The organism is Paraburkholderia sp. GAS42 (assembly GCF_050436565.1).
Lineage (GTDB): Bacteria > Pseudomonadota > Gammaproteobacteria > Burkholderiales > Burkholderiaceae > Paraburkholderia.
Genome location: NZ_JBNDML010000028.1, coordinates 23658 through 50179 on the forward strand (window position 1 = coordinate 23658; position 26522 = coordinate 50179).

Genomic DNA, 26522 nt, shown 5'->3' on the forward strand with positions numbered 1-26522 from the left:
CGCGGATCACGTCTTACAGGCGTGCGATCGACACCTCTGTCGACTTCACCAGCGCGACCACTTCCGCGCCGACTTTCAGTTCGAGTTCATCGACGGAACGCGTCGTGATCACCGAAGTCACGATGCCAAATGGCGTATCGACATCGACTTCGGATACGACCGGTCCGCGGATGATTTCCTTGACCTTGCCTTTGAACTGATTACGTACATTGATTGCGGAAATGCTCATATCGAGTGACTCCAGTAGAACGATTAAAAAGCGGTCAGGCAACGAACATCAAACGGCCCAACGGACTTCCGTCGGCCGCACGGGATGACCTGTCACATCGGTGTTCCCGAAGACACCCGTGGCACCTTCGGCGACATCAGCGGGATACGACAGGGCGTCGTCGTTCGATGCGGTTTTCAGCACACGCTGCAGCACGTGTTCTTCGAGCGCGGCAAAGGCCGCCGACGCGCGCGCACGCGGACGTGCGAGCGGCACAGGCTGGTCGAGCGCGATGCGCCCTTCCTCGATCAGCAGAATGCGATCGCCGAGTGCCACGGCCTCGTGCACGTCATGCGTGACGAGCAGCGCGGTGAACTGATGCTCGCGCCACAGCCGCTCGATCAGCGCATGCATCTCGATTCGCGTGAGCGCATCGAGCGCGCCAAGCGGCTCGTCGAGCAGCAGCAGTTGCGGCCGATGCACGAGCGCGCGCGCCAGCGCAACGCGTTGACGCTGACCGCCGGATAGCTGCGCAGGCCAGTCGTTCGCGCGCCCGGCGAGGCCGACTTCGGCCAGCACGGCACGCGCGTCTTCGCGGGCGCCACGGCCGAGGCCCAGCATCACGTTCTGCAGCACGGTCTTCCATGGCAAGAGACGCGCATCCTGAAACATGATCCGCGTGTCGAGCGGCGCGCCGTGTGCGTCGCGCTTTTCGAGCACGCCGGCGTCGGGCGCTTCGAGTTCGGCGACGAGGCGCAGCAGCGTCGACTTGCCGCAACCACTCCGGCCAACGATCGCGACAAAGCTGCCGCGCTCGATCGAAAGACTGAAATCCGACAGCACCGTGCGCTCGCCATACCGTTTACCGACGCCGCGCAGCTCGACGGCGTTGCCGGCTGCGCGCGGCGCTTCGCGGATGAGTGCCTGCGATGCAGTGTCAACGCGGGCCCCGCTGGAAACGCTGTCGAGATCAAACGCACTGTCAGAAACATCGAGCGCCGCGGCTTCGGCACGATCGTGATCGAGCGTGCGCGGTTGCGCCAGTTCGGCTTCCAGATCGAGACCCGAGACGCCGGCATACGAGGCGGAAAAAAGCGTTGCGCTCATGCTTTCGCTCCTCGTTGATACGCAGGATGCCAGCGCAACGTGACGCGCTCCAGACGCTTCGCGAGCATGTCGGCGAGCTTGCCCAGCGCCGCGTACAACAAAATGCCGACCACCACGACATCGGTCTGCAAAAACTCGCGCGCATTCATCGTCATATAGCCAATGCCCGACTGCGCGGAGATCGTTTCCGCGACAATCAGCGTGACCCACATCAGCCCGAACGCGAACCGCACGCCGACGAGAATCGAAGGCAACGCGCCCGGCAGCACCACATGTCGATAAAGCGCGAAGCCCTTCACGCCGTAACTGCGCGCCATCTCGACCAGGTTCGCGTCGACTGAACGGATGCCGTGGTACGTGTTCACGTAAACCGGAAAGAACACGCCGAGCGCGACGAGAAACACCTTCGCCTCTTCTTCGATACCGAACCAGAGGATCACTAGCGGAATCATCGCGAGCGCGGGAATGTTGCGGATCATCTGCACGGTCGAATCGAGCACGACTTCGGCCGGCCCGAAGAGACCCGTCGCGAGACCGAGCACGAGACCGATGCCCCCGCCGACGACAAATCCCGACACCGCGCGCCACGTGCTGACCTTCACGTCGGCCCACATTTCGCCTGAGCGGATCAGCGACCACGCGGCCTTCACGACCGCCAGCGGTTCGGGCAGCACGCGCGCGGACAGCACGCCACTGCGCGCGGCCACTTCCCACGCGAGCAGGATCAGCAAAGGTGCGATCCACGGTGCGACGTGTGCGCCGAGCCGCCGGAGACGTCCCGTCCTGATACGCGATTCAGCCATGATGTGATTCCTTTTCGATGCTTTTTCGACGTTGCCTGTTACTGCCGCTCATGGCCAGTTGCGTCAGCTGACCGTTTCAGGTCAACGGTTCAACCAGCGCAACGCGCGTTCAACACTCGGTCAACTCTGCGCTGCCTTCGGCAGATAGTTGTTGCCGACGATCTCGCCGAACGGTCCTGACAGCGGACCGCTCGCGGTCTTCTTCAGCCGGTCCGGCAACAGCGGAAACACGAGTTCGGCGAAGCGATACGATTCTTCGAGATGCGGATAGCCGGACAGAATGAATGTCTCGATGCCCAGCTCTGCATACTCCTTCATGCGCGCCGCGACCTGCTGCGGATTGCCGACAAGCGCGGTGCCCGCGCCGCCGCGCACGAGCCCGACACCGGCCCACACGTTCGGATACACCTCGAGTTCCTGGCGACTGCCACGCTTGCCGCCGTGCAGCGCGGCCATGCGACGCTGTCCTTCGGAATCCATCTTCGAAAACGAAGCCTGCGCGCGTGCGACGGTTTCATCGTCGAGCTTGCTGATGAGCCTGTCGGCGGCGGCCCATGCTTCTTCTTCGGTTTCGCGCACGATCACGTGCAGGCGGATGCCGAATCTGATCTTGCGGCCCCGCGCTTCGGCGCGCGAACGGATGTCGGCGATCTTCTTCGCGACGGCTGCGGGTGGCTCGCCCCACGTCAGATACGTATCGATGTGCTCGCCCGCCATCTCGTGCGCCGCCGGCGACGAACCACCGAACCACAGCGGCGGATGCGGATTCTGCACGGGCGGATACAGCGCCTTGCCGCCCTTCGACGTCAGATGCCTGCCGATGAAGTCGATCGAATCGTTCGTGTGCGCGGCGGTGAGCTGGGCACGCCAGATGCGAAGGAACTCGTCGGTGATTTCGTAACGCGTATCGTGATCGACGAAGAGTCCATCGCCTTCGAGTTCGGCTGCGTCGCCGCCCGTCACGACGTTGATCAGCAGACGTCCGTTGGAGAGACGGTCGAAGGTCGCCGCCATACGCGCCGACAGACCCGGCGACGCGATGCCCGGCCGGATCGCGACGAGAAACTTGAGGCGCTTTGTGACCGGAATCAGACTCGACGCAACCACCCAGGCGTCTTCGCACGAACGGCCGGTGGGCAGCAGCACGCCCTCGTAGCCGAGCGTATCGGCTGCGACGGCGATCTGCTGGAAGTAGTCGTAGTCGGCTGCGCGCGCGCCTTCGGACGTGCCGAGATAGCGGCTGTCGCCGTGAGTCGGAATGAACCAGAACACATTCATGGGCTGCTCCTGCTTTTATTCGAAACGGGTGAATCCGGTCGGGCGGACACACGCGACAACACGCCTCGCCATCCATGACAACGGCGATGAAGCGGCATCATCGAGGAACGCGCGACGCGCACTGTCGTGCGCCAGAGGGGCGACGGCTAAAGCGTCTGCATGGGGAAACAGTCTAGGGACGGGGTTGAAGCTTTTGAACGATTTATTTGAGCTTAGGTTTTCCACTTTCGTGATTTGCCCGACGCTTTAGCATACGGGCACGGCGAGCGTGGCACGCGCCACCGCGTGCGCGGTGTGGGCGCTGGCGGTCTATATAATGACGCACGTTTTCCGATAATCCCGGCACGGCGCTGCGAACCTCGCCGACGTGCCCCTGGCGGTGCAATGCATGCAAAAGATCATCCTGCCGTTCGTGTCTGGCTTTCTGGCTTCCCTGTTCTTTCACGAATCGACGCTCGCGTTGTTGCACGCCGCCGGGCTGATCGACCCGACGGGCTTCTCGACCGACCCTTTTCTGCCACTCGGTTTGCCCGGATTCATCGCGAATGCAATCTGGAGTTCGGTCTGGGCCGTGCTGATGGCGTGGCTGTTGCGCATATCGCCTGAGCGGATCGCGCCGTGGGTTCAGGCGTTCGTGTTCGGCGGCATCGTGCTGACCGCAGCAAGCGTGTTCGTTGTCGATCCGTTGCGCGGCATCTGGCCGAGCGGCAACATGCTGCCGCGGCTTGCCGTCGGCTTCGCGGCCAATGCGATGTGGGGCTGGGGCGCGCTGGTCTTCATGCGGGCGTTCATGGCCGCGCATGAGGAGGAGTAGGCGTTTGCGGAATGCCCCGGCGAATGGCGCGTGACCGAGCGACCGGGGATTGGGACTGTTGCAACTGCCGGGATCGCACGGACTGCGGCGCGGCAGAAACGACCGGGCCATTACAGCCCGGCCTCCAGCTGGCTAGTCGTGAAGCTCACGCAACGGATGTTCTGCCGCCGGCCACGGGCTGTCGAACATCTTCTCGACCTCTTCGGCCGGCACATCTTCGATCCGCGCGGAGCGCCATGCCGGACGATTGTCCTTGTCGATGATGCGCGCCCGAACGCCTTCGATCACGTCGCCGTGACTGAAGCACGAGCGCGTCAGATCGAGATCGCGACGCAGACACTCCGCCATCGATCCTTCGGCGCGCGTCACCACCTCGAGCGAAATCGCCATCGATAGCGGCGAGCGTTCGCGCAATACGGCGATGGTCTGCTCGGCCCATTCGGCCGCCTCACATTCCTCTTCCGTTTCCAGCGATTTCAGAATCTGCGCGACGTCGGCTTTCGAAAAATGCCGGTCGATCAGCGCACGCGCCTGCGCAAGCGGCGATGCATCCGGCCTCGGCATGACCTTGCAGCGGGCCGCTTCGCGCTCGACGCACGCCACGATATCCGCGCCAGATTCGAACGACTCGCTCTTCAACGTATCGATCAGGGCAGGCAACGCCGCATCGTCGATATAGGTATCGGCGAGACCTGCATAGAGCGCATCGGCCGCGCCGATCGTCTCGCCAGTGATCGCCAGATAGCGGCCGAGTGCGCCCGGTGTGCGCGCGAGAAACCAGCCGGCGCCGACGTCGGGGAATAGTCCGATACGGGTTTCGGGCATTGCCATGCGGGTCGAGCCGGTCACGACACGCAAGCCGTGCGTGCGATGCGCGCCCAGCGAAATGCCCATGCCGCCGCCCATCACGACGCCACTCATCAACGCGATATACGGCTTCGGATACGTGAAGATCGCGTGATTGAGCGCGTATTCCTCAGTGAAAAAAGTGTCCAGCAGATCACGATCGCCACGTTGCGCCGCCCCGTACAGAAAGCGGATATCGCCACCCGCGCAGAACGCCCGCGCATGCTGGCTGCGCACGACGACCGCGAGCACGTCGGGATCTTCACGCCAGCTTTCCAGCGCGGCATGCATCGCGCGGATCATGCCGGTGGACAGTGCATTCAGCGCCTTGGGACGCTCGAGTTCGATGAAGCCAATATGGTTTGCGACATAGGTGATGATTTCGTCGCTGGTTGCGGGCGTTGCGGTGATGGACATGGGCTGCGGGGAGATTGAATGAATCGGGAACTGAACGGTATCACGTGACCGGCGATTCCGGTTTCGCAGCCGTGCGACGCGCGCGTTTGGGGCGCGGCTTCGATTCAGGTTCGGGCTGGGCCATTGCATGCGCCTGCGGTGCCGTCTGGGCGGTCGCGGCGTCAGTGCTGGCGGTGGCGGAGCCGAACCACGCATCGAACGCGACGTTAATCAGCGTATCGACCGGCGTGCGTGGAAAGACGGGACATGTGAGCTTCAACGCGACGATGCCGTGCATGGTGGCCCACAGCGCTTCGGCCCACACCGCGCCTTCCGCAGATGCGGGCAATCGCCCTGCCGCCTTGAGTTCATCGATCGAGTCGACCATCAGACGAAACGATGCGTCACCCGCTTCGTCCGATGCATCGGCGGCCTCGGCGAGTGCGGCGTCGGTGTAGGTCGGATCCTCCATGAAGATCAGCCGGTACGTTTCCGGATGCGCGATGCCGAAGGCGACATACGCGCGCCCCAGCGCCCGGAGACGCTCGCCCGGATCGGCGATCTGCGTGAGCGGCTCGAAGCTTGCGAGCAGCTGCGCATAGCCTTCCGCACACAACGCCCGCGCGATCTCGTCGCGGCTCGCGAAATGCAGATACAGCGTGGCGGGCGAATATTCGATGGCGTCGGCGATCTTGCGCATCGACAGCGCAGCGAAGCCTTCACGCATCACGATGCGCCGTGACGCATCGAGGATGCGTTCGCGCAGCGCCATTTTCTGACGGTTCTTTCGTTCGGCGATTCCCATGTCATGCATTTTCGGGTTGACAAACTGAAAAGTCAAATTAAACTGAACACCGTTTAGTGAACGTTGTTCAGTAAACCCTCAAGTGTTAATCAACCGCCAGTCTGGATGGCGTTCTGAGGCCGTCCAAAGTCATCGCGAAACCCGGAGTCGACATGGAAACTGCAGGAAAAACAGGTCTGTTTGGTGCCGCAGGCGCGGCTGGGCAAAGCATCGCGGCGGCGTTGAGCGCGGCCGGCCGGCAATACCGGGTGATCGGACGCGGGCGGAAGGCGTTGCAAACGTCGTTCGGGAGCGACCCGAATGCGGAAATCGTCACGTGGAATCCGGACGACCCGGCGTCAGTCAAGGCGGCCGCAGCGGGCCTGCACACCGCGGTGTACCTCGTCGGCGTGCCGTATGACCAGTTCGCGATGCACCCGCCGCTGATGCAGAAAACGCTCGACGGACTGATCGCAGCCGGCGTGCAGCGGCTGGTCCTGATCGGCACGGTGTATCCATACGGGCGGGCGCAGACGATGCCGGTCACAGAATCGCATCCGCGCGAGCCGCATACCTTCAAGGGCAAGATGCGTCTTGCGCAGGAAAATCTCGTGCTCGACGCGCATGGCCATCACGGGCTCGAAACGCTCGTTTTGCGGCTGCCGGATTTTTACGGTCCGGGCATCGAACGCAGTTTCCTGCACGGCGTGTTCGAGGGCGCGGCGCGTGGCACGCGTGCACAGATGATCGGCCCGATCGACGTGCCGCACGAGTTCGTTTTCATGCCAGACGTCGGCCCGGTAGTCGAAACCTTGACGCGTACGCCGCAGGCATACGGCCGCGTGCTGCATCTGGCCGGCGCGGGCACGATTACCCAGCGGGAAGTCGCGGAAAAGGCTTACGCGCTGGCGGGCCGTGCACCGAAGCTGATGGTCGCGGGCAAGCCCACGCTGCGCGTGATGGGGCTCTTTAATCCGGTGATGCGGGAACTGGTGGAGATGCACTACCTCGTGACCGACCCGGTCGTGCTCGACGACACCGCGCTCGGCACGCTGATCGGGCCGATCCGCAAAACATCGTACGAGGAAGGCATCGCACGTTCGTTTGAGGCGGCGCGAACCGCCGTCGCGCGCGCCGCCTGAACGCTACGCGAAATGCGCGGCTGCCTGAGCAGTCACTGAGCAGTCACGCGCCCGGCACGTTGCCCGGCGGAAAGTGGCCGCTCTTCAGAAGCACCGGTGTGCCGTTGCTGATCCGCAGATGCTCGCGTGCGACGGCTTCGATGTGCGCGCGGCCCGCGTCGAACGCGCGGCGCCAGCCTTCGCTGTCGTGGGATTGCGCGCCAAAATGGTCTTCGAGCGCTTCGACCGAGATTGCGCACGGCACCGGTTCGCCGTCCACGAGTGCAGGAAACACGAGGGTCAGGTTGAAGTCGCGGTAAGCGGGTGCGTCCGCGAGAAAACGAATTTCCATGGTCGCCTCGTCAGGAAAATCCGGCATAAACCGCTTCGTGGCGCAGATGCCAAAGGGGATCGGCGCGCAGGAGCGGATGGCGGGGTAATGGTACTCGCAGGGACACATGAAGGTCCAGCCACGCGCGTTCGATGCAAAGAGGCCACCGGTGCCGGCATATTTCGCCGTCTCCGCGCGCCCCCTGTGATCCGCCGGCGCCCCTTTCGTCTCCGCATACACTGCGACGAGCTGCGCAGCGATGGCAGCGCACTTGTCGTCGCGCAAATAGTCGAACTGTTGAAGGGAGTTCCCTGAATCCACGCAGATCCGGAGAGAGAACGTCGATATGGGAAAATATTTCCTGCGGGACAATGAAGTCCCCGAGCCCGATGCGGCCAGTGAGTGGTTTGCGTATGCCGGGCGTCACGGCATCGACATACCGAAAGCCATCAGCATCTGGGAAGACGCGGCGAGCGAAAGCGGCGCCGAAAGTCGTCGCATCGTCAGCGGCGCCGGGATCCGGATCGATCCCGAAATCGCATGACGCGCGCCGGTCCATCTGCCGGCCGGCGTTACCGGAACACCACGCAACACACGCAACACACGCAACATCATTCGCGAGGACACACAATGAAGTCATTCGAGCGGCGCATGCGCCCGTCTGCCCTTTTTACCGCGGCGCGCATTGCCGCCCTGCCCTGTGCCGCGCTGCTGATTGCAGGCTTGAGCGCGTGCGCATCGTCGAATACGACATCGCTGATCAATCTGCCGAACGGCCAGACTGGCTTCGCGGTGAACTGTAGCGGCGCCGATGCCGGCTCGAGCTGGGCATCGTGCTACGTTCAGGCCGGCAATGCGTGCGGCGCGACGGGCTACGACATCATCTCGAAGGACAACGACGAAGGCGGCGCCGCGGGCGGCGGCGTCACGAACGTGGTGTCGGCGAACGTGAAGAACCGCTCGATGATCATTCGCTGCAAATAGCGCCCGGGCCACGCTGCGCCCGAATCGCCCGGATGGTGCCAGGCGCGTCTTCAGTGCGCCTGCATCCTGGAAAACAGATTGAGCACAACGACACCCGCGACGATCAGCCCGAGGCCGCAGACGGCCGCGAAATCCGGCACCTGCCGGTACATCACGATCGCGACGAGTGTGATCAGCACAATGCCGACACCCGACCAGATCGCGTAGACGACGCCCACGGGAATCGATCGAAGCGTCATCGAAAGACAGTAGAACGCCAGTGCATAGCCGGTCACGACGACCGCCGAAGGCACGAGCCGCGAGAAGCCGTCGGATGCACGCAGCGCGGAGGTCGCAATCACTTCCGCGACGATCGCAATGGCGAGCCATGCGTAAGGAGGCAGGCGCATGGGGTCAGGCCTTCGCGAGCGCGAGCTTGCTGTAGTCCATTTCGAGCAGCGCGCACAGCGCTTCGACAACCAGTTCGTGATCGGCGCGCTGCGGCAACCCCGACACCGTTACCGAGCCGATAACGCCCGCACCTGCGACGGTCAGCGGAAACGCGCCGCCGTGCGACGCGTACTCGCTCGCCGGCAGACCATGTTTCTCGGCGAGCGTCGAACCGGCCTGCTGCATGCGCAGCCCGATTGCATACGAGCTACGGCGAAAATGCGCGACCACGTTGCCCTTGCGACGCGCCCAGTCGACATTGTCGGGTGTCGCGCCATCGAGTGCGCTGAAAAACAGCGGCTGGCCAAACGTACGCACGTCGATCGCGAGCGCGAGTCCACGCGCCTTCGCCACTTCATGCAGATATGCGCCGACCTGCCAGGCACGGTCGGCATCGAAGCGGGGAAACACCAGCGCTTTTTCCTGGGCGAGAATCGACTGAAGATCGTGAGCGATGTCCATGGGCGGAGAAAATCAGAGATGAGAGATGAGGCCGCGCTCGGGCGGCACGGGAAGCGCTCAATTCTAGCGCAGCGTGTTGCGCGTCCTTCCCGCGGCGCTCTTGAAGCAGCACGCGCAGGTAGCGTCAGGAGTCAGGAGCGAAGCACATTTAAGCCGGTTCTTGAATAGCTGTTGCACCGGCTCTCGATCTGTCCTATAATCTTTTCTTCGACGGACGCGGGGTGGAGCAGTCTGGCAGCTCGTCGGGCTCATAACCCGAAGGTCGTAGGTTCAAATCCTACCCCCGCAACCATTCAAAGATGTCGCCTGTGAATGGTGAATAGAAAGCCTAAGTCCTCGAAAGAATTAGTTCGAAGCATCAAAGCCCATCCCTGTGATGGGCTTTTTGCTTTCTGATCAGCGGCGGCGTGTTTGCTCGCCGCGATCCACGAATCCGCACTACACCTGATCAAACACATGCGCTACACCCAGCGCGCATGCCGTTCCCTTTCCCTTCTTCCGCCGCCTCGCCAGGCCTCTCGATATTCCGCGACGTGGGATAGCGAACACACGTCTATTCACCGGCCCTGTATGTTTCACGAAAATAGAGTGTCGCGCGATGTCAAAGCGGCATGCCGATCTCCTGACCGCTAGCTACACGCCAAAATGTACATAATATTTCTGCTGCTAAGCGGCACCTGCAGTGCGACGGCAAGCGTGCTGCTTCGAATCGCCGGCAAATCGGTGGACGATTTCAGCCATCTCTCCGCACTCCTCAATCAGGCGATGTTGCTGCGCGTCGGCGCACTTGGCGCATATGGTCTGGGCTTTATCTTTTATGCAATCGCCCTGAAGAAAATCGAACTGAGCGTCGCATACCCGTTAATGGTCGGCGTGACGGTGTTCGAGATCTTCGTTTTCGGAATGGTGAGCAACGAGGCACTGACATTAAGAACGCTGACGGGAGCGGGATTCCTGCTGGTCGGCGTGGTTCTGCTTTTTTCATCCATTACGCCGCAGGCCTGAGCGGCCAGCAAGGCACTTCCGTCGCGCTCACGTGACAGGAATGCAGCGGCGTTTCGCATCCACGGCGAACGTATCCGGCAAACGAGGTTAATAAATTGAACACTGCCCCCATTCCGCCGATCGTCGCCGATAACCGCAACAACACAGGCGCACGGCTTGGCCGGTTCCTTTTCTTGTGCACGGTGCTGCTCGCGGGCGCGCTGTTCTGGATAGCGCCCCGGCCGCCGATGGGCGATCTGCCGCAACACGCCGCCCAGGTCTCGATGCTGCACGATCTGGTCACGGGCACGTCGCCCTGGGCCGATCTCGTCCGCGCCAACTTCTTCACGCCCTATCTGCTCGGCTATGGTCTCGCGTTCGTGCTGTCATTCGTGATGCCGGTCGTCAGCGCGCTGAAGCTCTTCATGATGCTGGCGTTCTACGCGTACGTCGCAGCCGGCGTCGCGCTTCGCAAGGAATACGATGCCGATGCGCGCCTCGACTGGCTATACGTGCCTGGCTTTTTCGGCTTCGCGTATCAATATGGTTTCTATACGTACCTGCTCGCCGTGCCGGTGGGACTGTACTTCCTGGTTCTCGCGCGACGCTTTGCCAGTGCGCCGTCCGTCGCACGCGGGATCGGCCTGGCCGTCGCCGGCGTGGTGCTGTTCTTCTCTCACGGCCTCGTCTTCCTGTTTGCGTGCGCGGTCGGCGCTGCGTTCATTCCGTGCTTCATCAGGCAACCGGCGCGCATCGCGCGCGCGGTCGTCCCATACGTGCTGCTCGGCGCACTGACGCTCGCGTATCTGGTCTACGTGCGGCACAACGATCTCGTCATACCGGGCGCGGCGACGCAGGCATCGTCCGACATGACATGGGACTGGAAGGGTCCGATCGGCTGGCACCGTGTCTACAATTTTCTGCTCTATACCCTCGCCTCCGAGATGAAGGACGGGTACTTCTTCCTCGGCGCGGTATTCATGCTGGCGGCGCCATGGCTGCTGCGCGCGAAACTCAACTATCGGGATCCGACCGCACTGCTGCCGATGCTCGCGATCGTGTTCATCTGGTTTTGCGCGCCATCCGACGCGCTCGGCATCGCCCTGCTCTATCAACGCTTCGCGATTTTCCTGCTGCCCGTGTACGCACTGATGTTTCAGGCTGATCCAGCATCGGCAAGCCGCGCGGCATCGTCCGCCGTCACGCGGCTGACGCCGATCGTGCTGGCGCTGTTCTGCTGGTCGTATCTGGGGATGCTGGCCGTGCGCGACCATCGCTTCGCGGTCGAGAACGCACCGTTCGAAACGCTGCTTTCGGCGACGGAACCGGGCCAGCGTGCGCTCAGCCTGATCTTCGCGCCCGAGAGCACGACCATCCATAACCTGTGGACGTATCACACGTATCCGCTCTGGTATCAGGCCGAGCGCCAGGGCTTCGTCGATTTCAATTTCGCATTTTTCCTGCCACAGATCGTGCGGTTCCGGCCGGATCGCATTCCTGCGGTGCGGCCGGGTCCGCAGGAGTCGACGGCGGATGGCTTCGACTGGCACGCAGTGGACGGTCGCGCGTACCGCTACTTCTTCGTGCGTCACACGCAGCCGCTGCCGGCCACGCTCTTCAAGAACGACGAGTGCGAGGTGGTACTCGTGAAGGCAGTGCCCGACTGGTCGCTGTTCGAACGGCGCGCGTGCCACTGACCTGAAGGCGGGATCGCGACAGCGGTTCACGATGGAACGCCCGGCGGGAAGATCGACAGCCCGTCGTGAACCCTCGCCCCGGTGATAAACTCCCATCACCGTTCCTCGCTCCCCTTTCCATGAAATTCTGTTCCGTCTGCGGCCACGCGGTCAGCCTCGGCATTCCGCCCGGCGACAACCGCGAGCGCTTCGTGTGCGCCGATTGCGGCACCGTGCACTATCAGAATCCGCGCAACGTCGTCGGCACCGTTCCGGTGTGGGACGACAAGGTGCTGCTGTGCCGTCGCGCGATCGAGCCACGTTACGGCTACTGGACGCTGCCCGCGGGCTTCATGGAAATGGGCGAAACCACGGCCGAAGCGGCTTCGCGCGAAACGCTCGAGGAAGCCGGCGCGCGCGTCGAAGTGCAGAACCTGTTCTCGCTCCTGAACGTGCCGCACGTGCATCAGGTCCATCTGTTCTATATGGCGCGCCTGCTCGATCTCGACATCGCCGCCGGCGAGGAAAGCCTCGAAGTCCGCCTCTTCGAAGAACACGAAATCCCCTGGGACGACATCGCGTTCCCGACCGTCGGCCAGACGCTGCGGTTCTTCTTCGCTGATCGTGCGTCGGGCAACTACGGTCTGCATACCGGCGACATCTTCCGCTCGCTGCGCGACGGCTGAGCGGGCCGCGAGCATGGTGCCCTGGCTCGGACCCGACGATCCGTTTCCGCCCGTCGAGCGCGCGCTCGGGGCGGCCAGCGGTGCGCCTGGTCTCCTCGCCGCGAGCGCCGACCTGCTGCCGTCCCGGCTCATCGACGCCTACCGGCGCGGCATCTTCCCGTGGTATTCGGACGGCCAGCCGGTGCTCTGGTGGAGTCCCGACCCGCGCATGGTCCTGCAGACGGGCGAATTCAAGATCTCACCTTCGCTGAAGAAGACGCTCAAACGCGTGCTGCGCGACGACGCGTGGGAGATCCGCGTCGATGACGACTTCGCGAGCGTGATGCGCGCCTGCGCGCTGATGCCACGCCACGGCCAGCGCGGCACGTGGATCACGGCGGATGTGGTGGAAGCCTATACGTCGCTGCACCGCGCGGGCGACGCGCACAGCATCGAAACCTGGTACGAAGGCAGGCGCGTCGGCGGGTTGTACGGCGTGTCGTTCGGGCACATGTTCTTTGGCGAATCGATGTTCGCCGAAGTCTCGGATGCCTCGAAAATAGCGCTCTCCGCGCTGGTCGCCCACTTGCGACGTCATGAAATAGAAATGATAGACTGCCAGCAGAACACGTCGCATCTGGCTTCGCTGGGCGGTCGCGAGATAGCGCGCAAGGCGTTCGTCGCGCATGTCCGCGCGTCTGTCGATGCTCCTTCGATTCCCTGGTGCTTCGACAAGACCGTACTGTCCGACGTCGTCACGCGGGCGGCGTGAAGGGCAAACGGTGGGGCAACGCTGGCGCGAAGCGGTCGTTCAGATCCGCGCCACGGAAAGCACCGCCGGGTTTGCGGGACCAGAAAACGCTTCGAGAGCTGCCAACGTGACTCACCCGAATGAGCTGCCGCTGTCACCGCTTTCGGCGCTGCAATTCTACGCGACGGCGCCTTACCCTTGCAGCTACCTGGAGGGGCGTATCGCACGCTCGCAGGTCGCCACGCCCAGTCACCTGATCAACTCCGACGTCTACACCGAGCTCGTCAAGGCGGGTTTCCGGCGCTCGGGCGTCTTCACCTATCGCCCTTACTGCGACGGCTGCCGCGCCTGCGTGCCGGTGCGTGTGCCCGTCGAGCGCTTCGAGCCGAACCGCACGCAACGTCGCGTATGGAAAAAGCACGGCCAGCTGATCGCGTCCGTCTCGCCGCTTCACTACGACGAAGAACACTACGCGCTCTACATGCGCTACCAGTCGGCACGGCACGCCGGCGGCGGCATGGATCGCGACAGCCGCGACCAGTACGAACAGTTCCTGCTGCAAAGCAGGATCAACTCGCGTCTCGTCGAGTTCCGCGAGGCGCCGCACAGCGGCCATCCGGACCTGCCTGGCGTCCTGCGGATGGTCAGCATGATCGACATCCTCGGCGATGGCCTGTCCTCGGTCTATACGTTCTTCGATCCGGACCAGCAGCATGCGAGCTTCGGCACCTACAACATCCTCTGGCAGATCGAACAGGCGCGCAGCCTGAACCTGCCGTACGTCTATCTCGGCTACTGGATTCGCGAGAGCCAGAAGATGGCGTACAAGGCGAATTTCCGGCCGCTCGAAGGGCTTCACGAAGGCCTGTGGAAAGTGCTCGATACCGGGAACCTCGACCTGTCTCCGGTCGGCCCGGCCTTACACGGTGGACCCAGCGTCGGACCAGGCAGCGGACCCAACGGACGCGGCGGCGGCATCGGCTAAAATAGCGGGTTCCCATTTTCCGGCCGCCCGGCTTCGTCCCGTGTTCAGTTCCCCCTTGTTCAGCTCCCTGTATCCGCTCGTGCGCGCCCGGCTCTTTCGCATGGACGCGGAAGACGCTCATCATCTGACGCTCCGTATGCTCGGCGCCGCCGGCCGCACCGGCCTTGCCGGCGCGCTCGCACCGCGTGTGCCCGACTCGCCGCGCACCGTCATGGGTCTGACGTTCCGCAATCCGGTTGGCCTTGCGGCCGGGCTCGACAAGGATGGCGCGTGCATCGACGGCCTCGCTGCACTGGGCTTCGGCTTTATCGAAGTCGGCACGGTCACGCCGCGCGCGCAGCCAGGCAATCCGCGGCCGCGCATGTTCCGGTTGCCGGAAGCGAATGCGGTCATCAACCGGATGGGCTTCAACAACGCGGGCGTCGACCAGTTCGTGAAGAACGTGCAGGCCGCGCGCTATCGCGGCATCCTGGGCCTGAATATCGGCAAGAACGCCGACACGCCGATCGAGCGCGCCGCCGAAGACTATCTGTACTGTCTCGAACGTGTGTACCCGTTCGCGAGCTATGTGACGGTCAACATCTCGTCGCCGAATACGAAGAATCTGCGCCAGTTGCAGGGCGCGGGTGAACTCGACGCGCTACTCGCGGCGCTGAAGGACAAGCAGCAGCGTCTCGCCGATCTGCACGGCAAACTGGTCCCGCTCGCGCTGAAAATTGCGCCGGATCTCGACGACGAGCAGATCAAGTCGATCGCCGACACGCTGCTGCGCCACCAGTTCGAAGGCGTGATCGCAACCAACACGACGCTGTCGCGCGAAGCCGTCAAGGGTCTGCCGCACGCGGACGAAGCGGGCGGCCTGTCCGGCCGTCCGGTGTTCGATGCATCGAACGAAGTGATCCGCAAGCTGCACGCGGAAGTTGGCGAGACGGTGCCGATCATCGGCGTCGGCGGCATTTTCTCGGGCGACGATGCGCGCGCCAAGCTCGCAGCCGGCGCGTCGCTGGTGCAGCTTTACACGGGGTTCATCTATCGCGGCCCGGCGCTGGTTTCGGAATGCGCGCGGGCGCTCGCCTCGGCTACCGCCAGCGCGTAAAGCAGTTCAACCGCCGCGCGCCAGGCCATCGAGGGCCGCGCCGAATCGATCGAAGCGCGGCCTGTAGAAGTGATCGGGGTCGAGCGAATACGCGACGCGCCGCGTGCGGCCCATCAGTTCCTTGCGCGGAAAGAAGCCGAAGTAGCGTGAATCGGCGCTGTCATCGCGATTGTCGCCGAGCATCAGATATTCGTTCGCGGGCACGATCACAGGCCCGAACGAACGACGCGGGCTCGGCGAAATCTCCGACAGCCGCACCACGTGCGACACACCCGCAAAGCGCTCCCGCAGATAGTCGCCCGGCGAAAACGCGTCGCCCGGCAGCGGCATCAGCTGCACCGGCTGATAGTTCGCGCGCACGCCGTTCACATACAGCACGTTGTTGCGCATCGCGATGCGGTCGCCAGGCAGGCCGATCAGCCGCTTCACAATCAGCTCATGCGCCGCCGATGAATCGATCGTCACGATATCGCCGCGCTGCGGATCGTGCAGGTGCGCAATCGCAATGTGCGTGAGCGGAATACGCAGGTCGTAGGCCATCTTGTCGACGAGAATGCGGTCGCCTTCGCGGATCGTCGGCAGCATCGAGCCGCTCGGCACGACGTTCCAGTCGGCCACCGCGCTGCGAAACAGCACCATCAGCGCGAGGAAGGCAATCAGGCTTTTATTGCTACGCCAGAATCTCATCAACATGCGGGTCACAACCTGCTCCTGCGGCAAGGAAATCGAAAGCTCGAACATGCCGTTGCAGACAGTCTGCAGCGGCATGAACGTGCAGATCGTATCACTCGTCGGCGGCGAACCGCAGACCGAGCGCCGCGCGTGCGGCGTCCGCCATCGAGATCATCTGTCGTGACTTTGCATGCGTCATAATCGGGCTTTCGGCTTGCCCCTCGCGAATCAGCTCGCAGAAGTGCGCGGTCTCATAGTTGAGGCCGCCGCCTTCGAATGGCGCATCGAGTTCGACGACGCGGCCACCCGTGTAACAGATCGTCGCGCGCACCGGGTTCCACCAGTTCTCATGGATCGTCACGTGGCCGCCCGTCGCGGCAATCAGCGCATCGCCCTTGCCCGCCAGATCGAGACCGCAGAATAACTGCGCGATGCCGTGTTCATGACGGCTGTTGAGGCTCGCGAACATATCGACGCCCGTCGCGCCCAGCCGGCCGATCGTCTGCACATCGAGCGGCGCGCCGAGCCAGTCGACTGCCAGAAACATCTCGTAGATGCCGATGTCGAGCAGCGCGCCGCCCGCGTGATCGAACGACAGCGACGGATGATCGGGCGGCACGCCCGGCACCGAGCAGCCGGCACGCACAAGCCCGACGGCGCCGATGGGATCGTCGGCGAGCTGCGCGCGCAGCTTGCGATAGAGCGGATAGAACGGCGGCTTCATCGCTTCCATGAACAGCCGTTGCGCGGCGTGCGCCGCAGCAACCACGCGATCGAATTGCGCCGCGTTGACGGTCGCGGGCTTTTCGCACAGCACGTGAGCACCGGCTGCGAGCGCGGCGATCGCGTAGTCTGCGTGGCTGTCCTGATGGGTGGCGATATAAACGGCGTCGATATCGCTCGCGAGCAGCGCGTCGAGGCTTCCGTACGCAGCGCCGCCGAACTCCGCGGCGAACGCGTGAGCGGGTTCAGCCCGGCGCGACCATAGCGAGGTGACCTGTGCGTTGGGCACGTGCGCGAGACCCTGCGCAAAACGACGCGCGATGCGCCCTGTCCCGACGATGCCCCAGCGGATCACGGTGTCTTCTTTCATCGATGTAGCGCTTCCAGTGCAATGGCTGACAGCGACATTGTCGCGCATGTCAGCACCGCCGGGAGACGATGCCCGCATCGCCCACCCGCCCTTCACTGGAATTGCAGTGTCACATCGTCAGCCGGACATGGGCCGTTCCGCTTCGAACATGCGGCAGATCTCATCGGACGTGAAGTCGATCAGCGCGCGCGAGGCCGCCTCCGCTTCCTTCGGATCATGACGTTCGATCGCGTCCACCACGCGGGCATGCGTATCGACGGTCGTTTGCCAGACGCCTTCTTTCTGGTCGACCACCTCACGCGCCGCCGACAGCGCGCCACGAATGATCGCGGCCATCTGCTGGAAGAACTGGTTGCCGCTCGCCACCAGGATCCGCGTGTGAAGCAGCTCGTCCGCGTCCACGTAACCCGCATCGCCCGGGCGCAGCGCACGGAACGCCGTGTACGCATCGCGGATGCCCGCGATCTCGGCGGGCGTCGCGCGCGCGGCCGCCTGCGCCGACGCGCGGGGTTCGATCAGCATACGGAACTCGATCACATCGCGCAGGAAGGTCGGGTCCGGCTTCGCCCGAAAGCGCCAGTTCACGACTTCCTCATCGATCATGCGCCAGTCGTGCATGGGGCGGATGCGCGTGCCGATCTTCGGACGCACGTCGAGCATGTGGCGCGCGAGCAGCATCGAAAGCGCCTCGCGCATCACCGTTCGACTGACGTCGAAATCCTTCGACAGCACATCCTGCGGTGGCAGCACCGCACCATATTTCTCTTCGACGATGCCCGTGACGAGCCCATCCATGACCTTGCTCACCAGCGAGCGGTCCTTGTTCGTCTGTTCCATGACACTCTCCCCGATTTGGCGTCTGTCGCCTGCATTGCCCGTTGACCCGTGCGCCCTCGTGTGTTTACTCATTGTTTTTCTGTACGTTGCTTCGTTCATAAGAGATGCGCCAGTTGGGATACGTCCTGACAGGGTTATCCCTCTGACAAATTGTTTCGTCTGCGTAACGCATTGCCCCGAGAGGCGCACGCCGCATGGCGCTCAACGGATGCGACGTGAAAAAATTGCATTGCCTTGCATGAGATGAAAGAACCGCGAAGACGTACGCGTACGGTCGTTCGCGTCGTTCATGCGATCGGTCCGCGCAGGAAGGCTGCCGCGTCCGCGTTCCCGCACGCGTTCGTGCACGTGGCTGCGCACAGAATGGGACACACCGGTTCGAAACTGGGGAAGGCCAGGCGTAGCGGCCTCGAAAGAGCGGTAACACGCGAGGCGGGTCAATGATCGCGTGCGACCGAAGCGTAGCGGCCGCCGAAGAACACCAGTGGCGCGTGCTCGTCCAGCGAGAACGCCAGCACCTCGCCGACGAACAGCGTGTGATCGCCACACGGATGCCGGTCGACGACGCGCGCGCCAAAACGCGCGACTGCACGATCGAGCAGCACGACACCGTCGAGGCCGTCGACCTCCGTAAAGCTCGGCGCAAGCCAGGTCTGCGGCTCGCCGGCGAAGTGCCGGCTGTGGGGCTCCTGTTCGTCGGACAGCACGCTGACGCCGAACAGATCGCTCTGCATCAGGCGCTCGTGCATGCGCGCGCGATGCCCGACCGACACGACGATCAGCGGCGGCTTGAGCGAGCCCGACATGAACGCGTTGGCGGTCATCGCATGCAGATGATCCCCGCTACCCGTCGAGATCACGACGACGCCCGTTGCAAAGCGGCCGAGCGCGCGCCGAAAATGGCGCTCGTCGAAACCCGCGGCGGCCTCGTTCGCCGCACGGTCAGGACACGCTGTGTCACTGACCGGAAGTGCCCGTGCATTCATCGTCGGCCCCCGTCACGGTTCCGTTCAAGGTTCCCTGCCCGGCGGCGCCCGTCGCGGCGCGTCCGTACTGATCGTCGAAGCGCACGATGTCGTCTTCGCCGAGATAGCTGCCCGATTGCACCTCGATGATTTCGAGTGGCGTCTTGCCGGGATTTTCGAGCCGGTGCGTGACGCCAAGCGGGATATACGTAGACTGGTTTTCGGACAGCAGGAAACGCTCTTCGCCGCGCGTGACACGCGCCGTGCCGCGCACGACCACCCAGTGCTCCGCGCGGTGATGATGCATCTGCAACGACAGCCGTCCGCCCGGCTTCACGACAATGCGCTTCACCTGAAAACGCTCGCCGTGATCGATCGAGTCATAGCAGCCCCACGGCCGCTGCACCTTGCGATGCTCCTTCGCTTCGGTGCCGGCGCTGGCCTTCAGCCGGCCGACGATCGCCTTCACATCCTGCACGCGATCCTTCGACGCGACGAGCACCGCATCCGCTGTTTCGACGACCACCACGCCGCTCACGCCGACGCACGCCACAAGACGTCCATCCGAATGCGCGAAGCTGTCGTGCGAGCCTTCGAACAGCACGCGGCCGCGCGCGACGTTGCCGTCGGCATCCTTCTTCGAGACGTCCCACACGGCGTCCCATGCACCGACATCGGACCATCCCGCGACGAACGGCACGACGACGCCGGTGAGCCGCGTGTCGCTCGTGATCTGTTCCATCACCGCGTAATCGATCGAATCGGACGGGCAGTTCGCGAAGGCCGCGCGATCGAGCCGCAACGCGCCATCGCCCTCGATCGATGCGCGTGCGAAGGCATCCGCGCACGCCGATGCGATCGCGGGACAGCACAACCCGATCGCATCGAGCCAGACCGATGCGCGCACAACGAAGATGCCGCTATTCCACCAGTATTCGCGGGAAGCAACGTAGTGCGCGGCGAGTTCGGCGTCAGGCTTTTCGACGAAGCGGTCGATTGCGCGCGCGCCATTCTCGCCGCTCGCTACGCCCGTACGGATATAGCCGTAGCCGGTTTCGGCACGCTCCGGCGGCACGCCGAGCGCGACAATCGCACCGCGCGCCGCATGCGTGACGGCCTCTTCGAGCGCACGTGCAAAGACGGCTTGATCGGCGATCAGATGGTCGGCCGGCATGACGATCAGCACCGGGTCGCTGCCGGCCGGCGCGTCGCCCAGTGCAGCGAGCGCGGCAATGGTCAATGCGGGCGCCGTATTGCGCGGCAGCGGTTCGAGCACCAGCCGCGCGGCCTTGCCGCAGCGTTCGAGCTTGTCGACGGTCAACAGGCGCAGGTCTTCACCGCAGACGATCATCGGCGCGGCCTTGACCACATCGATGTCGCCAGCGTCATCGGAGGCCGGCACGAACGCGCCGTCGAGACGGCGCAGCGTGGCTTCGAGCAGTGACTCGTCGTCGATGAGGCCGATCATCTGCTTCGGATACTGCTCGCGCGACAGCGGCCACAGCCGCGTACCCGACCCACCCGCAAGAATCACGGGCTGAACCGTGCAACGCGACTTCGCGTCACGGTCACGGAGCGTTAAAGGCAATGCGAGATCGTTCATCCGACCCTCTCCCGTGGCTACAGCGTTCAGCGCGCGCAACACACCACACGCTGCACAGGCACGTGATGCGCGCGGCGCGCATCACAGGCTCATTGAAGCAGACCGGCTCGCTTGCCTCTGTACGAGGCGCCACATATCGGGCCTGCGCCCGGCGTGGTCACGCGGCCGGTTTGAAGATCTGTTCCAGTACCGGCTTTAGCCGGTAGAACGGGCTGCCGAGCGTCATGCAGCACTCGGGCGCCCGGAACGTCAGACAGAAGAACAGCGCGAGAAGAAACAGCGCCTTCCGGTGCCGCGACGTCGAGGCAACGATGCTGTGCATCACGTCCAGCGGACTGATGTCGAAAGACAACGCCATTCGCGTTCTCAGCGCGCGCGGCACGAGAAGCGTCAGGTTGGGCACGGTGATCGCCGACGGTCCGTCGACGAAAAACAGCAACAGATACGAAATCGACACCGACGAAAGCCAGCGCCCCCAGTCGATGCCGAGCAAATACATCGGCAACGACGCGACGAAGAGAAAACCGAGTTGCGCCATATGCCGGCGCAGCATCTCTTCGTGCGCGAGGCCGTAACCGCGCCCGTTCCACAACGTCACCAGCACGAGAATCGCGGCGATGCCGACGCCCGCGAAACCCCAGACCCAGAACTGGCCGCCCATGAACAGGAACGCGACGCCCGACAGGTTGAAGACCGTGCTCCAGCCGATTGCCGAGATGCCGCCACCGGGCACGGCCGGCGCGCCGGGAGAAATCAGCGAGCGGTCGGAGGGCGCGAGCATGTGCCAGATCTGGCTGGCGATATCCGGATTGCCCTTGAACGCCGCGCACATCAGGAACATCACGACCTGCAGCGCGATCGCCGCCTTCACCACGCGGGCAAGCGCGGGCTGTGCGGGGAACATCGCGGCAAGACGTCGCGCGAGCAGCCACGCCGCCGGAAACGAAATGAACGCATACGACTCGTGCAGCAGCGGCAAAACCGCGGCCTGCACCAGAAAGAACGCAGCAAAGACCCACGCCGCGCGCAGCCTGCGTGGCTCGACAGTCGAACGCGCAATCACGCTGTACAGCAGGCAGTCGAGGCCGAGCGCAACATGAAACACGATCTCCTTGCGAAAGAAGAACGCGTTGCCGATCGCCATCTGGAAGAGTCCACCGGGCACAAGGAATGCAAGCGCAAGCGCGGCAGGGCTGCGTTCGCGCGAGCGGGCCCAGACCCACACCATCAGCAGGCTGAGCGCCGCGTAGTTGGCAAAGACGACGAGATTGACCGTCGCGACATCGGCGCCATCGCCGCGCACGAGGCGGATCAGCCAGCCGCTGATGCCGCGCCGGATAAAGCCCGCGTCATAGCTGATCAGCCATTCCGAATAGGCCCACGGGCTCCAGTTCAGATGCGCCGGGTTCAACATCGTCACGGCCCATACCAGTGAGATTGAGGCGCCTACGAGCAGGTAAGTCAGCCACGAACAGGTCCGCTTCATCCCTTGGATACCTTTGCAAACGCCGGTCCGGCGTCGCGTGAACGTCTGCGACGCATCATGGAAGCATCGTAGTGGCGGCAATGCGCGCCCGCCGTGCGATACGTCACACAGAAGGAGAGAAGCCTGCGTGCCGCCCGGAAGTGCGTCCCGGGTTGCGCACACGCGAAACGGCTGTTTCAGGCGTATCAGGCATATCAGGCGTTCCAGGCGGGCGTTTCAGCGTGGCCTGGCGAACGGAAAGCGGCCTGTCTTCGCGTTAGAGTCAATGCAGACTGGCAAAGCTGGAATGGGCGCCACATCGACGTCCATTGCCGCCCGAGCCGCCGTGGGTCTGGACGACCCGTCACGGAAAGGATTCAGCATGAGCCGACGCATCGAGCAGCACATCCTGCTGTTGACAGCCACGATCACCCCGCTGAAGAACATCAATAACCTGAGCCGTACCGATCCGCTGCAGCGCCTTCGCGATTACGAACAGGCGCTGGAGCATTACGTACGCCTGCTGCGTCCGGGCGAGAAAATCGTTTTCTGCGAGAACTCCGCCTCGGATCTGACAACGCTGAAGGACATCGCGCGCAGGTTCAACGTCACGGATTCGATCGAGTTCCTGAGCTTCGCGGGCAACGATTTTCCGCCGACGTATGGCCGCGGATACGGCGAGTTCAAGATGGTCGAGCACGCGATGGCGACGTCGCAGTTCATCCGCAGGGCACACGATGACGACCCGATCTGGAAGATCACCGGCCGCTATATCGTCGAGAACCTGCACAGCATCATCGACACGCGCCCGCACGGCTCCGCGCTCTATTGCAACTATCGCGACGTGCCGAAGAAAGGCTGGATGGATCTTTACCTGATGGCGTGGACGCCGGCGTCGTATCGCGCGTATCTGTCGGGCGTTTATACGCAACTCATCGACGATCCCGATGGCCGCCCGGTGACCGCCGAACATCTGATGCGCGAGCACCTGACGCGCGTCCGCTTTGCAGGGCCGTATCGCTTCAGGAAGACGCCGAAACTCGTGGGCATTCGCGGCGCGGATGGCGCGGGATACCATCTGGGTGGACGTGGGAAATATCTGCTGCGTAACGTGCTGTCGATCGTCGCGCCGTGGATCTGGGTGTAAGGGCGCGCACGCCCGTCAATGCAGAAAAGGGCAGCACGGTGACGTTCTGCCCTTTTTATTCAAACCAGTCAATGCGACCTGAAGCGGCGCATAACCGCTTCAAGCCGCGTCAAGCCGCTTCAAACCACCTCGCAGCCTCAAACCACCTGCTCCGGCTTCTTCGCCACGAAATGCAGCCACCACGCGTCGGACGAAGCCGCGTCGTCCGGAATGCGCTGTGAGTCGGTGCTGCCGAACACTGCTTCGAGTTCGAGACCGAGGTCCGCGATCTGGCGACGTTCATGCGCGAGCGTTGTGTACACGATGACAATGCCGAAGTTGTGTGCCGCGGCCGTCGCGATCGAATAACCTTCGAAATCGCGCGTCAGACGCGCGTTATGCAGATAGTTGTAAGCCGCTATCGGCATGCGGCGCAACGTACGAAACGTCCGCCAGCCGAGCTTGACCGGGTTGAACGAAAACACCGGCAGAATGCGGCTGAACGGCTCACGATAACCCGGGCCTCCACGGTTATGCGACGAGAACAGAATCAGGCCGCCGGGTCGCGTCACACGCTTCATTTCCTGCAGGATGCGCATCCGGTCGTCGTAGTCGACGCAATCGATACCGTTCCAGCTGAACTGCACGAATGCATAGTGATTGGAAGGCAACGCGGACATGTCGCGCGCATCCATCCAGCGCAGATCGATTTCCGGATAGCGTTCCTTGCACAGATCGATGAGCTTCTGCGTGTAGTCGACGGCCGTGTAGTCTTTTGACAGCGCCGTCAGCAACGGCACTGTGCGTCCCGCACCGACGCCGATATCGAGAATCGGCTGGCCACGGGTACGGGAGGCGACCCATTCGACGGCCGCCCGTTCGCCCGGATCGCTCCACCCCGGGTTGTGCGTGAACTCGCGTTTGGCGTCGCGCGAATTCCACGCGCTCTGGTTAACGTGATCGAGTGCCTTGCCCAGATTCATGATCCGACTCCTGGAAAATGCGCCCCTTGGAGCGCCGTGCCGCCCTGACGGTCGGAGTCTCTTTCCGTAACCGCGACGGCAGGATTAGCTGCATCGAGCGCGACGCCAGCGTGCAGCCAGTTCGCGCCCTGCCTCACTTGCGACGCTTCCTTCGCGTCGCACTTCGCAACTGCGGGCTCGCGCATTGCCTGCGTAAGCCATGTTTCGGTGTCGCGCATCACTGCTTCACGCGCCGCGCCGGTGAAAAGCGCGTGATCGAGTTTCGGCAGCAGCACCACGCGAATCGACGGATAGCGCTTAAGACCGCTGCCATGCGTGCCGAAATGAATCTTGAGCTCTTCGAGGCCGACATCGAACTCGCCATACACGAGCCGCACCTGCACGCCCTTTTCTGCCAGATCGCGCGCAAGCGTACGGATCGGATCCTTATCCTCGCCGCCGACGCGCGCCAGCGCGTCGCCTGTCCGCGCACGCACGAGACGCCATGCGCGCTGCGACACGGCCCGTGCCGCGCGCACGGGGTTCGCCTTGCCTCTCAGCGCTTCGAGCCATTTCTTCAGGCTGAAAGCGGAACGCCAGTAGAGACGGCTCTGCGCAAACACCGGCGTGCCGGGCGCGCGATCCTCGCCATCCCAGATGAACTTCTGCAGATTGACGCCGACGCAACCGACAATCGCTGGATGTCTGCGCGCGCCATGCAGTCCGTTGAACGCGCCGCCGCACACACCCACCACCACGACGCGTCGATAACCCTGCGAGGCGAGCCACTGCGCGCCCGCCGCGACATCGATGCCGGATTCATCGGCGTAGATCGTATCGAGCGTGACCGTCGGCGAAAGCGGCGAGCTGTCGCCAAGCCCCGCCAGATCCATGCGCAACGATGCGATGCCCTGCCCGGCCAGGCGTCGCGCGAACAGCACGAACAGGCGTCCGTCGCCAATATGATGGCTTGCACCGGTATTGCAGAAGAGTACTGTGGGCAATTCGGGATCGATGCGGTCCGGCACACAATGGATGCCGAAATATCGACCGCTCTGGTAAGGCACATCGAACGAAACCGGTGTCTCGCAGGCGCCCTGCGCGGGGAGCTTCAGCTCGCCTTGTGCGCCTTGTGCGCCCTGTGCGCCTTGTGTCAGCTGTTCGACAGGCGTCTCAACATCGCGTAGAGGCATATCGCGCGCCAGCCATTCCGTCACCGTGCTGAACACCTGCTCCGGCACTTCGCTGTACAGCGCCTCCAGCTGGAACCTGTCGCATTCGTCGAACGGACCCGTTTCCACTTCGCTGCCGAGTGCTTCGTACCGGCTCACCAGATTGCCGACCTGTTTGCCGCCGCGCGAATCGAGCAGCAGCACGCGCTTCGCAACCCTGGATTCCACCTTCGTCAGGTCGAGCGCCGAGAGTTGCGCGACGTCGTCGCCGTGCACGCCAAAACCGAAGGCTTCGACGTAAGTATTCGTTTCCGGCAGCGGATCGGCGCTAAAGCCCGCGGGCGTCGTCATCCAGCTTTGACGGTGCGCGCGCAGTTCGCGCACGTACTGGCGTCCGGAGATCACCGGCGCGAGCAGCGCCAGCACATCGACGCCGCCGCGCCGTTCGGCTGCCCGCGCGGCCAGCAGCGCCCCAAGCCGGAAGCCGCACAGCGCCACTTCGGTGACGCCCGTGCGGGCGCGCAATGTATCGATGGCGGCATCGATACTGTCGAGCCACGCGTCCACGCGGCCTGGATCTTCCTCGATTCCCGCCGAATCGCCCGAGCCGGGATAGTCGAAACGCAAGGTCGGCATGCCGCTCGCGGCAAGCCCCTCGGCCAGCTTGCGCCAGCCGCGATGCGTGCAGAGAATGTCGTAGCCGAACGGGCTGCACAGCACGACGCCGCGCCCTGCACGTGGATTTTCCGCGCCGTGTAGCCAGCCAGCACACTCGCCAAAAATGATCGGTTCCATCGCCCGTTCAATCCCCCGTCGCATCAGCGCACAAGGCGCGTGAAGTCCTGTCCCGCGCATTAGAGCAGGCGGCCCGCCGCGCTTCCGTACGCATGCACACAATCGCGGAACC

The 26522-nt window shown here is 63.6% G+C and carries 28 protein-coding genes and 1 tRNA gene; 12 read left to right on the plus strand and 17 right to left on the minus strand.

Annotation, left to right across the window (positions count from 1 at the left end; genetic code table 11):
• Positions 1–13 precede the first annotated feature (13 nt).
• The 4 genes from P3T16_RS30445 to ssuD all read right to left on the minus strand — a co-directional run bounded on the left by P3T16_RS30445 (position 14) and on the right by ssuD (position 3396).
• A complete protein-coding gene (locus P3T16_RS30445; protein WP_117333809.1) occupies positions 14–229 on the minus strand; it encodes a TOBE domain-containing protein in 216 nt (71 codons plus the stop codon).
• A 48-nt stretch (positions 230–277) separates the two neighbouring features.
• Entirely contained in the window at positions 278–1315 is a 1038-nt protein-coding gene (locus P3T16_RS30450; RefSeq protein WP_429345065.1) for an ATP-binding cassette domain-containing protein, read from the minus strand.
• Positions 1312–2118 (minus strand): aliphatic sulfonate ABC transporter permease SsuC, encoded by an 807-nt coding sequence (gene ssuC, locus P3T16_RS30455; RefSeq protein WP_429345066.1) that lies wholly within the window; start codon positions 2116–2118, stop codon positions 1312–1314. Before ssuC ends, P3T16_RS30450 begins: the two co-directional genes overlap by 4 nt.
• A 120-nt stretch (positions 2119–2238) precedes the next feature.
• A complete protein-coding gene (gene ssuD, locus P3T16_RS30460; protein WP_429345067.1) occupies positions 2239–3396 on the minus strand; it encodes an FMNH2-dependent alkanesulfonate monooxygenase in 1158 nt (385 codons plus the stop codon).
• 388 nt (positions 3397–3784) lie between these two features.
• On the opposite strand from ssuD, the gene P3T16_RS30465 reads away from it, so the two are divergent.
• Positions 3785–4210, plus strand: coding sequence for a hypothetical protein (locus P3T16_RS30465; protein WP_429256530.1), 426 nt, complete (start codon positions 3785–3787; stop codon positions 4208–4210).
• Between the two features lie 132 nt (positions 4211–4342).
• On the opposite strand, the gene P3T16_RS30470 is transcribed toward P3T16_RS30465, so the two are convergent.
• Both P3T16_RS30470 and P3T16_RS30475 read right to left on the minus strand, forming a co-directional pair.
• Complete coding sequence (locus P3T16_RS30470; RefSeq protein WP_429345068.1) at positions 4343–5473, minus strand: enoyl-CoA hydratase/isomerase family protein; 1131 nt, start codon at positions 5471–5473, stop codon at positions 4343–4345.
• 40 nt (positions 5474–5513) lie between these two features.
• Complete coding sequence (locus tag P3T16_RS30475) at positions 5514–6257, minus strand: TetR/AcrR family transcriptional regulator (RefSeq protein WP_429345069.1); 744 nt, start codon at positions 6255–6257, stop codon at positions 5514–5516.
• 152 nt (positions 6258–6409) lie between these two features.
• Between P3T16_RS30475 and P3T16_RS30480 the strand changes: the two genes are divergently transcribed.
• On the plus strand, positions 6410–7378 hold the full coding sequence (locus tag P3T16_RS30480) for an NAD-dependent epimerase/dehydratase family protein (RefSeq protein ID WP_429345070.1): 969 nt from the start codon (positions 6410–6412) through the stop codon (positions 7376–7378).
• A gap of 43 nt (positions 7379–7421) precedes the next feature.
• On the opposite strand, the gene P3T16_RS30485 is transcribed toward P3T16_RS30480, so the two are convergent.
• A complete protein-coding gene (locus P3T16_RS30485) occupies positions 7422–7709 on the minus strand; it encodes a DUF1488 domain-containing protein (RefSeq protein WP_429256534.1) in 288 nt (95 codons plus the stop codon).
• 325 nt (positions 7710–8034) lie between these two features.
• On the opposite strand from P3T16_RS30485, the gene P3T16_RS30490 reads away from it, so the two are divergent.
• On the plus strand, positions 8035–8232 hold the full coding sequence (locus tag P3T16_RS30490; RefSeq protein WP_429345071.1) for a hypothetical protein: 198 nt from the start codon (positions 8035–8037) through the stop codon (positions 8230–8232).
• An 86-nt stretch (positions 8233–8318) separates the two neighbouring features.
• The gene (locus tag P3T16_RS30495) at positions 8319–8672 is read left to right on the plus strand and encodes a hypothetical protein (RefSeq protein WP_429345072.1); all 354 of its coding nucleotides are present in this window, start codon (positions 8319–8321) and stop codon (positions 8670–8672) included.
• A 50-nt stretch (positions 8673–8722) separates the two neighbouring features.
• On the opposite strand, the gene P3T16_RS30500 is transcribed toward P3T16_RS30495, so the two are convergent.
• Both P3T16_RS30500 and P3T16_RS30505 read right to left on the minus strand, forming a co-directional pair.
• Positions 8723–9055: a DMT family transporter gene (locus P3T16_RS30500; protein ID WP_429256635.1), complete on the minus strand. Its 333-nt coding sequence runs from the start codon at positions 9053–9055 to the stop codon at positions 8723–8725.
• A gap of 10 nt (positions 9056–9065) precedes the next feature.
• Positions 9066–9563, minus strand: coding sequence for a heme-degrading domain-containing protein (locus P3T16_RS30505; protein ID WP_429256537.1), 498 nt, complete (start codon positions 9561–9563; stop codon positions 9066–9068).
• Between the two features lie 215 nt (positions 9564–9778).
• On the opposite strand from P3T16_RS30505, the gene P3T16_RS30510 reads away from it, so the two are divergent.
• From P3T16_RS30510 to P3T16_RS30540, 7 genes are all read left to right on the plus strand, one after another.
• A tRNA-Met gene (locus P3T16_RS30510) sits at positions 9779–9855 on the plus strand.
• Positions 9856–10259: 404 nt separating this feature from the next.
• On the plus strand, positions 10260–10568 hold the full coding sequence (locus P3T16_RS30515) for a ligand-binding protein SH3 (RefSeq protein ID WP_429345073.1): 309 nt from the start codon (positions 10260–10262) through the stop codon (positions 10566–10568).
• Between the two features lie 95 nt (positions 10569–10663).
• Positions 10664–12244, plus strand: coding sequence for a hypothetical protein (locus tag P3T16_RS30520; RefSeq protein WP_429345074.1), 1581 nt, complete (start codon positions 10664–10666; stop codon positions 12242–12244).
• Between the two features lie 119 nt (positions 12245–12363).
• Positions 12364–12909 (plus strand): NUDIX hydrolase, encoded by a 546-nt coding sequence (locus P3T16_RS30525; RefSeq protein WP_429256540.1) that lies wholly within the window; start codon positions 12364–12366, stop codon positions 12907–12909.
• A gap of 13 nt (positions 12910–12922) precedes the next feature.
• The gene (gene aat, locus P3T16_RS30530) at positions 12923–13660 is read left to right on the plus strand and encodes a leucyl/phenylalanyl-tRNA--protein transferase (protein ID WP_429345075.1); all 738 of its coding nucleotides are present in this window, start codon (positions 12923–12925) and stop codon (positions 13658–13660) included.
• Positions 13661–13766: 106 nt separating this feature from the next.
• Positions 13767–14624: an arginyltransferase gene (locus P3T16_RS30535; RefSeq protein ID WP_429256542.1), complete on the plus strand. Its 858-nt coding sequence runs from the start codon at positions 13767–13769 to the stop codon at positions 14622–14624.
• Positions 14625–14679: 55 nt separating this feature from the next.
• On the plus strand, positions 14680–15720 hold the full coding sequence (locus tag P3T16_RS30540; RefSeq protein ID WP_429345076.1) for a quinone-dependent dihydroorotate dehydrogenase: 1041 nt from the start codon (positions 14680–14682) through the stop codon (positions 15718–15720).
• Between the two features lie 6 nt (positions 15721–15726).
• On the opposite strand, the gene lepB is transcribed toward P3T16_RS30540, so the two are convergent.
• The 6 genes from lepB to P3T16_RS30570 all read right to left on the minus strand — a co-directional run bounded on the left by lepB (position 15727) and on the right by P3T16_RS30570 (position 22376).
• Entirely contained in the window at positions 15727–16461 is a 735-nt protein-coding gene (lepB, locus tag P3T16_RS30545) for a signal peptidase I (protein ID WP_429345109.1), read from the minus strand.
• Between the two features lie 43 nt (positions 16462–16504).
• Positions 16505–17485 (minus strand): Gfo/Idh/MocA family protein, encoded by a 981-nt coding sequence (locus P3T16_RS30550; protein ID WP_429345077.1) that lies wholly within the window; start codon positions 17483–17485, stop codon positions 16505–16507.
• A gap of 117 nt (positions 17486–17602) precedes the next feature.
• Complete coding sequence (locus P3T16_RS30555; RefSeq protein WP_429256545.1) at positions 17603–18322, minus strand: FadR/GntR family transcriptional regulator; 720 nt, start codon at positions 18320–18322, stop codon at positions 17603–17605.
• A 437-nt stretch (positions 18323–18759) separates the two neighbouring features.
• Entirely contained in the window at positions 18760–19308 is a 549-nt protein-coding gene (locus P3T16_RS30560) for a flavin reductase family protein (RefSeq protein ID WP_429256546.1), read from the minus strand.
• A complete protein-coding gene (locus tag P3T16_RS30565) occupies positions 19280–20890 on the minus strand; it encodes a mannose-1-phosphate guanylyltransferase/mannose-6-phosphate isomerase (RefSeq protein WP_429345078.1) in 1611 nt (536 codons plus the stop codon). The genes P3T16_RS30560 and P3T16_RS30565 overlap by 29 nt, the downstream gene beginning before the upstream one ends.
• 157 nt (positions 20891–21047) lie before the next feature.
• Entirely contained in the window at positions 21048–22376 is a 1329-nt protein-coding gene (locus P3T16_RS30570; protein ID WP_429345079.1) for a hypothetical protein, read from the minus strand.
• A 361-nt stretch (positions 22377–22737) separates the two neighbouring features.
• On the opposite strand from P3T16_RS30570, the gene P3T16_RS30575 reads away from it, so the two are divergent.
• Positions 22738–23502 carry a hypothetical protein gene (locus tag P3T16_RS30575; RefSeq protein WP_429345080.1) on the plus strand — a complete coding sequence of 255 codons (765 nt, stop codon included), beginning with the start codon at positions 22738–22740 and terminating at the stop codon, positions 23500–23502.
• 137 nt (positions 23503–23639) lie between these two features.
• Here P3T16_RS30575 and P3T16_RS30580 read toward each other — a convergent pair whose 3' ends face one another.
• Entirely contained in the window at positions 23640–24464 is an 825-nt protein-coding gene (locus P3T16_RS30580; protein ID WP_429345081.1) for a class I SAM-dependent methyltransferase, read from the minus strand.
• The gene (locus P3T16_RS30585; RefSeq protein ID WP_429345082.1) at positions 24461–26410 is read right to left on the minus strand and encodes an alpha/beta fold hydrolase; all 1950 of its coding nucleotides are present in this window, start codon (positions 26408–26410) and stop codon (positions 24461–24463) included. The genes P3T16_RS30580 and P3T16_RS30585 overlap by 4 nt, the downstream gene beginning before the upstream one ends.
• Positions 26411–26522: the final 112 nt, after the last annotated feature.

Coding starts and splice junctions, on each gene's coding strand:
- P3T16_RS30495 (WP_429345072.1), top strand. CDS start 8,319: ATGAAGTCATTCGAGCGGCGCATGCGCCCGTCTGCCCTTTTTACCGCG.
- P3T16_RS30475 (WP_429345069.1), bottom strand. CDS start 6,257: ATGGGAATCGCCGAACGAAAGAACCGTCAGAAAATGGCGCTGCGCGAA.
- P3T16_RS30575 (WP_429345080.1), top strand. CDS start 22,738: ATGAGCCGACGCATCGAGCAGCACATCCTGCTGTTGACAGCCACGATC.
- P3T16_RS30505 (WP_429256537.1), bottom strand. CDS start 9,563: ATGGACATCGCTCACGATCTTCAGTCGATTCTCGCCCAGGAAAAAGCG.
- P3T16_RS30565 (WP_429345078.1), bottom strand. CDS start 20,890: ATGAACGATCTCGCATTGCCTTTAACGCTCCGTGACCGTGACGCGAAG.
- P3T16_RS30485 (WP_429256534.1), bottom strand. CDS start 7,709: ATGGAAATTCGTTTTCTCGCGGACGCACCCGCTTACCGCGACTTCAAC.
- P3T16_RS30560 (WP_429256546.1), bottom strand. CDS start 19,308: ATGAATGCACGGGCACTTCCGGTCAGTGACACAGCGTGTCCTGACCGT.
- P3T16_RS30585 (WP_429345082.1), bottom strand. CDS start 26,410: ATGGAACCGATCATTTTTGGCGAGTGTGCTGGCTGGCTACACGGCGCG.
- P3T16_RS30490 (WP_429345071.1), top strand. CDS start 8,035: ATGGGAAAATATTTCCTGCGGGACAATGAAGTCCCCGAGCCCGATGCG.
- ssuC (WP_429345066.1), bottom strand. CDS start 2,118: ATGGCTGAATCGCGTATCAGGACGGGACGTCTCCGGCGGCTCGGCGCA.
- P3T16_RS30580 (WP_429345081.1), bottom strand. CDS start 24,464: ATGAATCTGGGCAAGGCACTCGATCACGTTAACCAGAGCGCGTGGAAT.
- P3T16_RS30480 (WP_429345070.1), top strand. CDS start 6,410: ATGGAAACTGCAGGAAAAACAGGTCTGTTTGGTGCCGCAGGCGCGGCT.
- ssuD (WP_429345067.1), bottom strand. CDS start 3,396: ATGAATGTGTTCTGGTTCATTCCGACTCACGGCGACAGCCGCTATCTC.
- P3T16_RS30525 (WP_429256540.1), top strand. CDS start 12,364: ATGAAATTCTGTTCCGTCTGCGGCCACGCGGTCAGCCTCGGCATTCCG.
- P3T16_RS30465 (WP_429256530.1), top strand. CDS start 3,785: ATGCAAAAGATCATCCTGCCGTTCGTGTCTGGCTTTCTGGCTTCCCTG.
- aat (WP_429345075.1), top strand. CDS start 12,923: ATGGTGCCCTGGCTCGGACCCGACGATCCGTTTCCGCCCGTCGAGCGC.
- P3T16_RS30555 (WP_429256545.1), bottom strand. CDS start 18,322: ATGGAACAGACGAACAAGGACCGCTCGCTGGTGAGCAAGGTCATGGAT.
- P3T16_RS30470 (WP_429345068.1), bottom strand. CDS start 5,473: ATGTCCATCACCGCAACGCCCGCAACCAGCGACGAAATCATCACCTAT.
- lepB (WP_429345109.1), bottom strand. CDS start 16,461: ATGTTCGAGCTTTCGATTTCCTTGCCGCAGGAGCAGGTTGTGACCCGC.
- P3T16_RS30550 (WP_429345077.1), bottom strand. CDS start 17,485: ATGAAAGAAGACACCGTGATCCGCTGGGGCATCGTCGGGACAGGGCGC.
- P3T16_RS30445 (WP_117333809.1), bottom strand. CDS start 229: ATGAGCATTTCCGCAATCAATGTACGTAATCAGTTCAAAGGCAAGGTC.
- P3T16_RS30450 (WP_429345065.1), bottom strand. CDS start 1,315: ATGAGCGCAACGCTTTTTTCCGCCTCGTATGCCGGCGTCTCGGGTCTC.
- P3T16_RS30570 (WP_429345079.1), bottom strand. CDS start 22,376: ATGAAGCGGACCTGTTCGTGGCTGACTTACCTGCTCGTAGGCGCCTCA.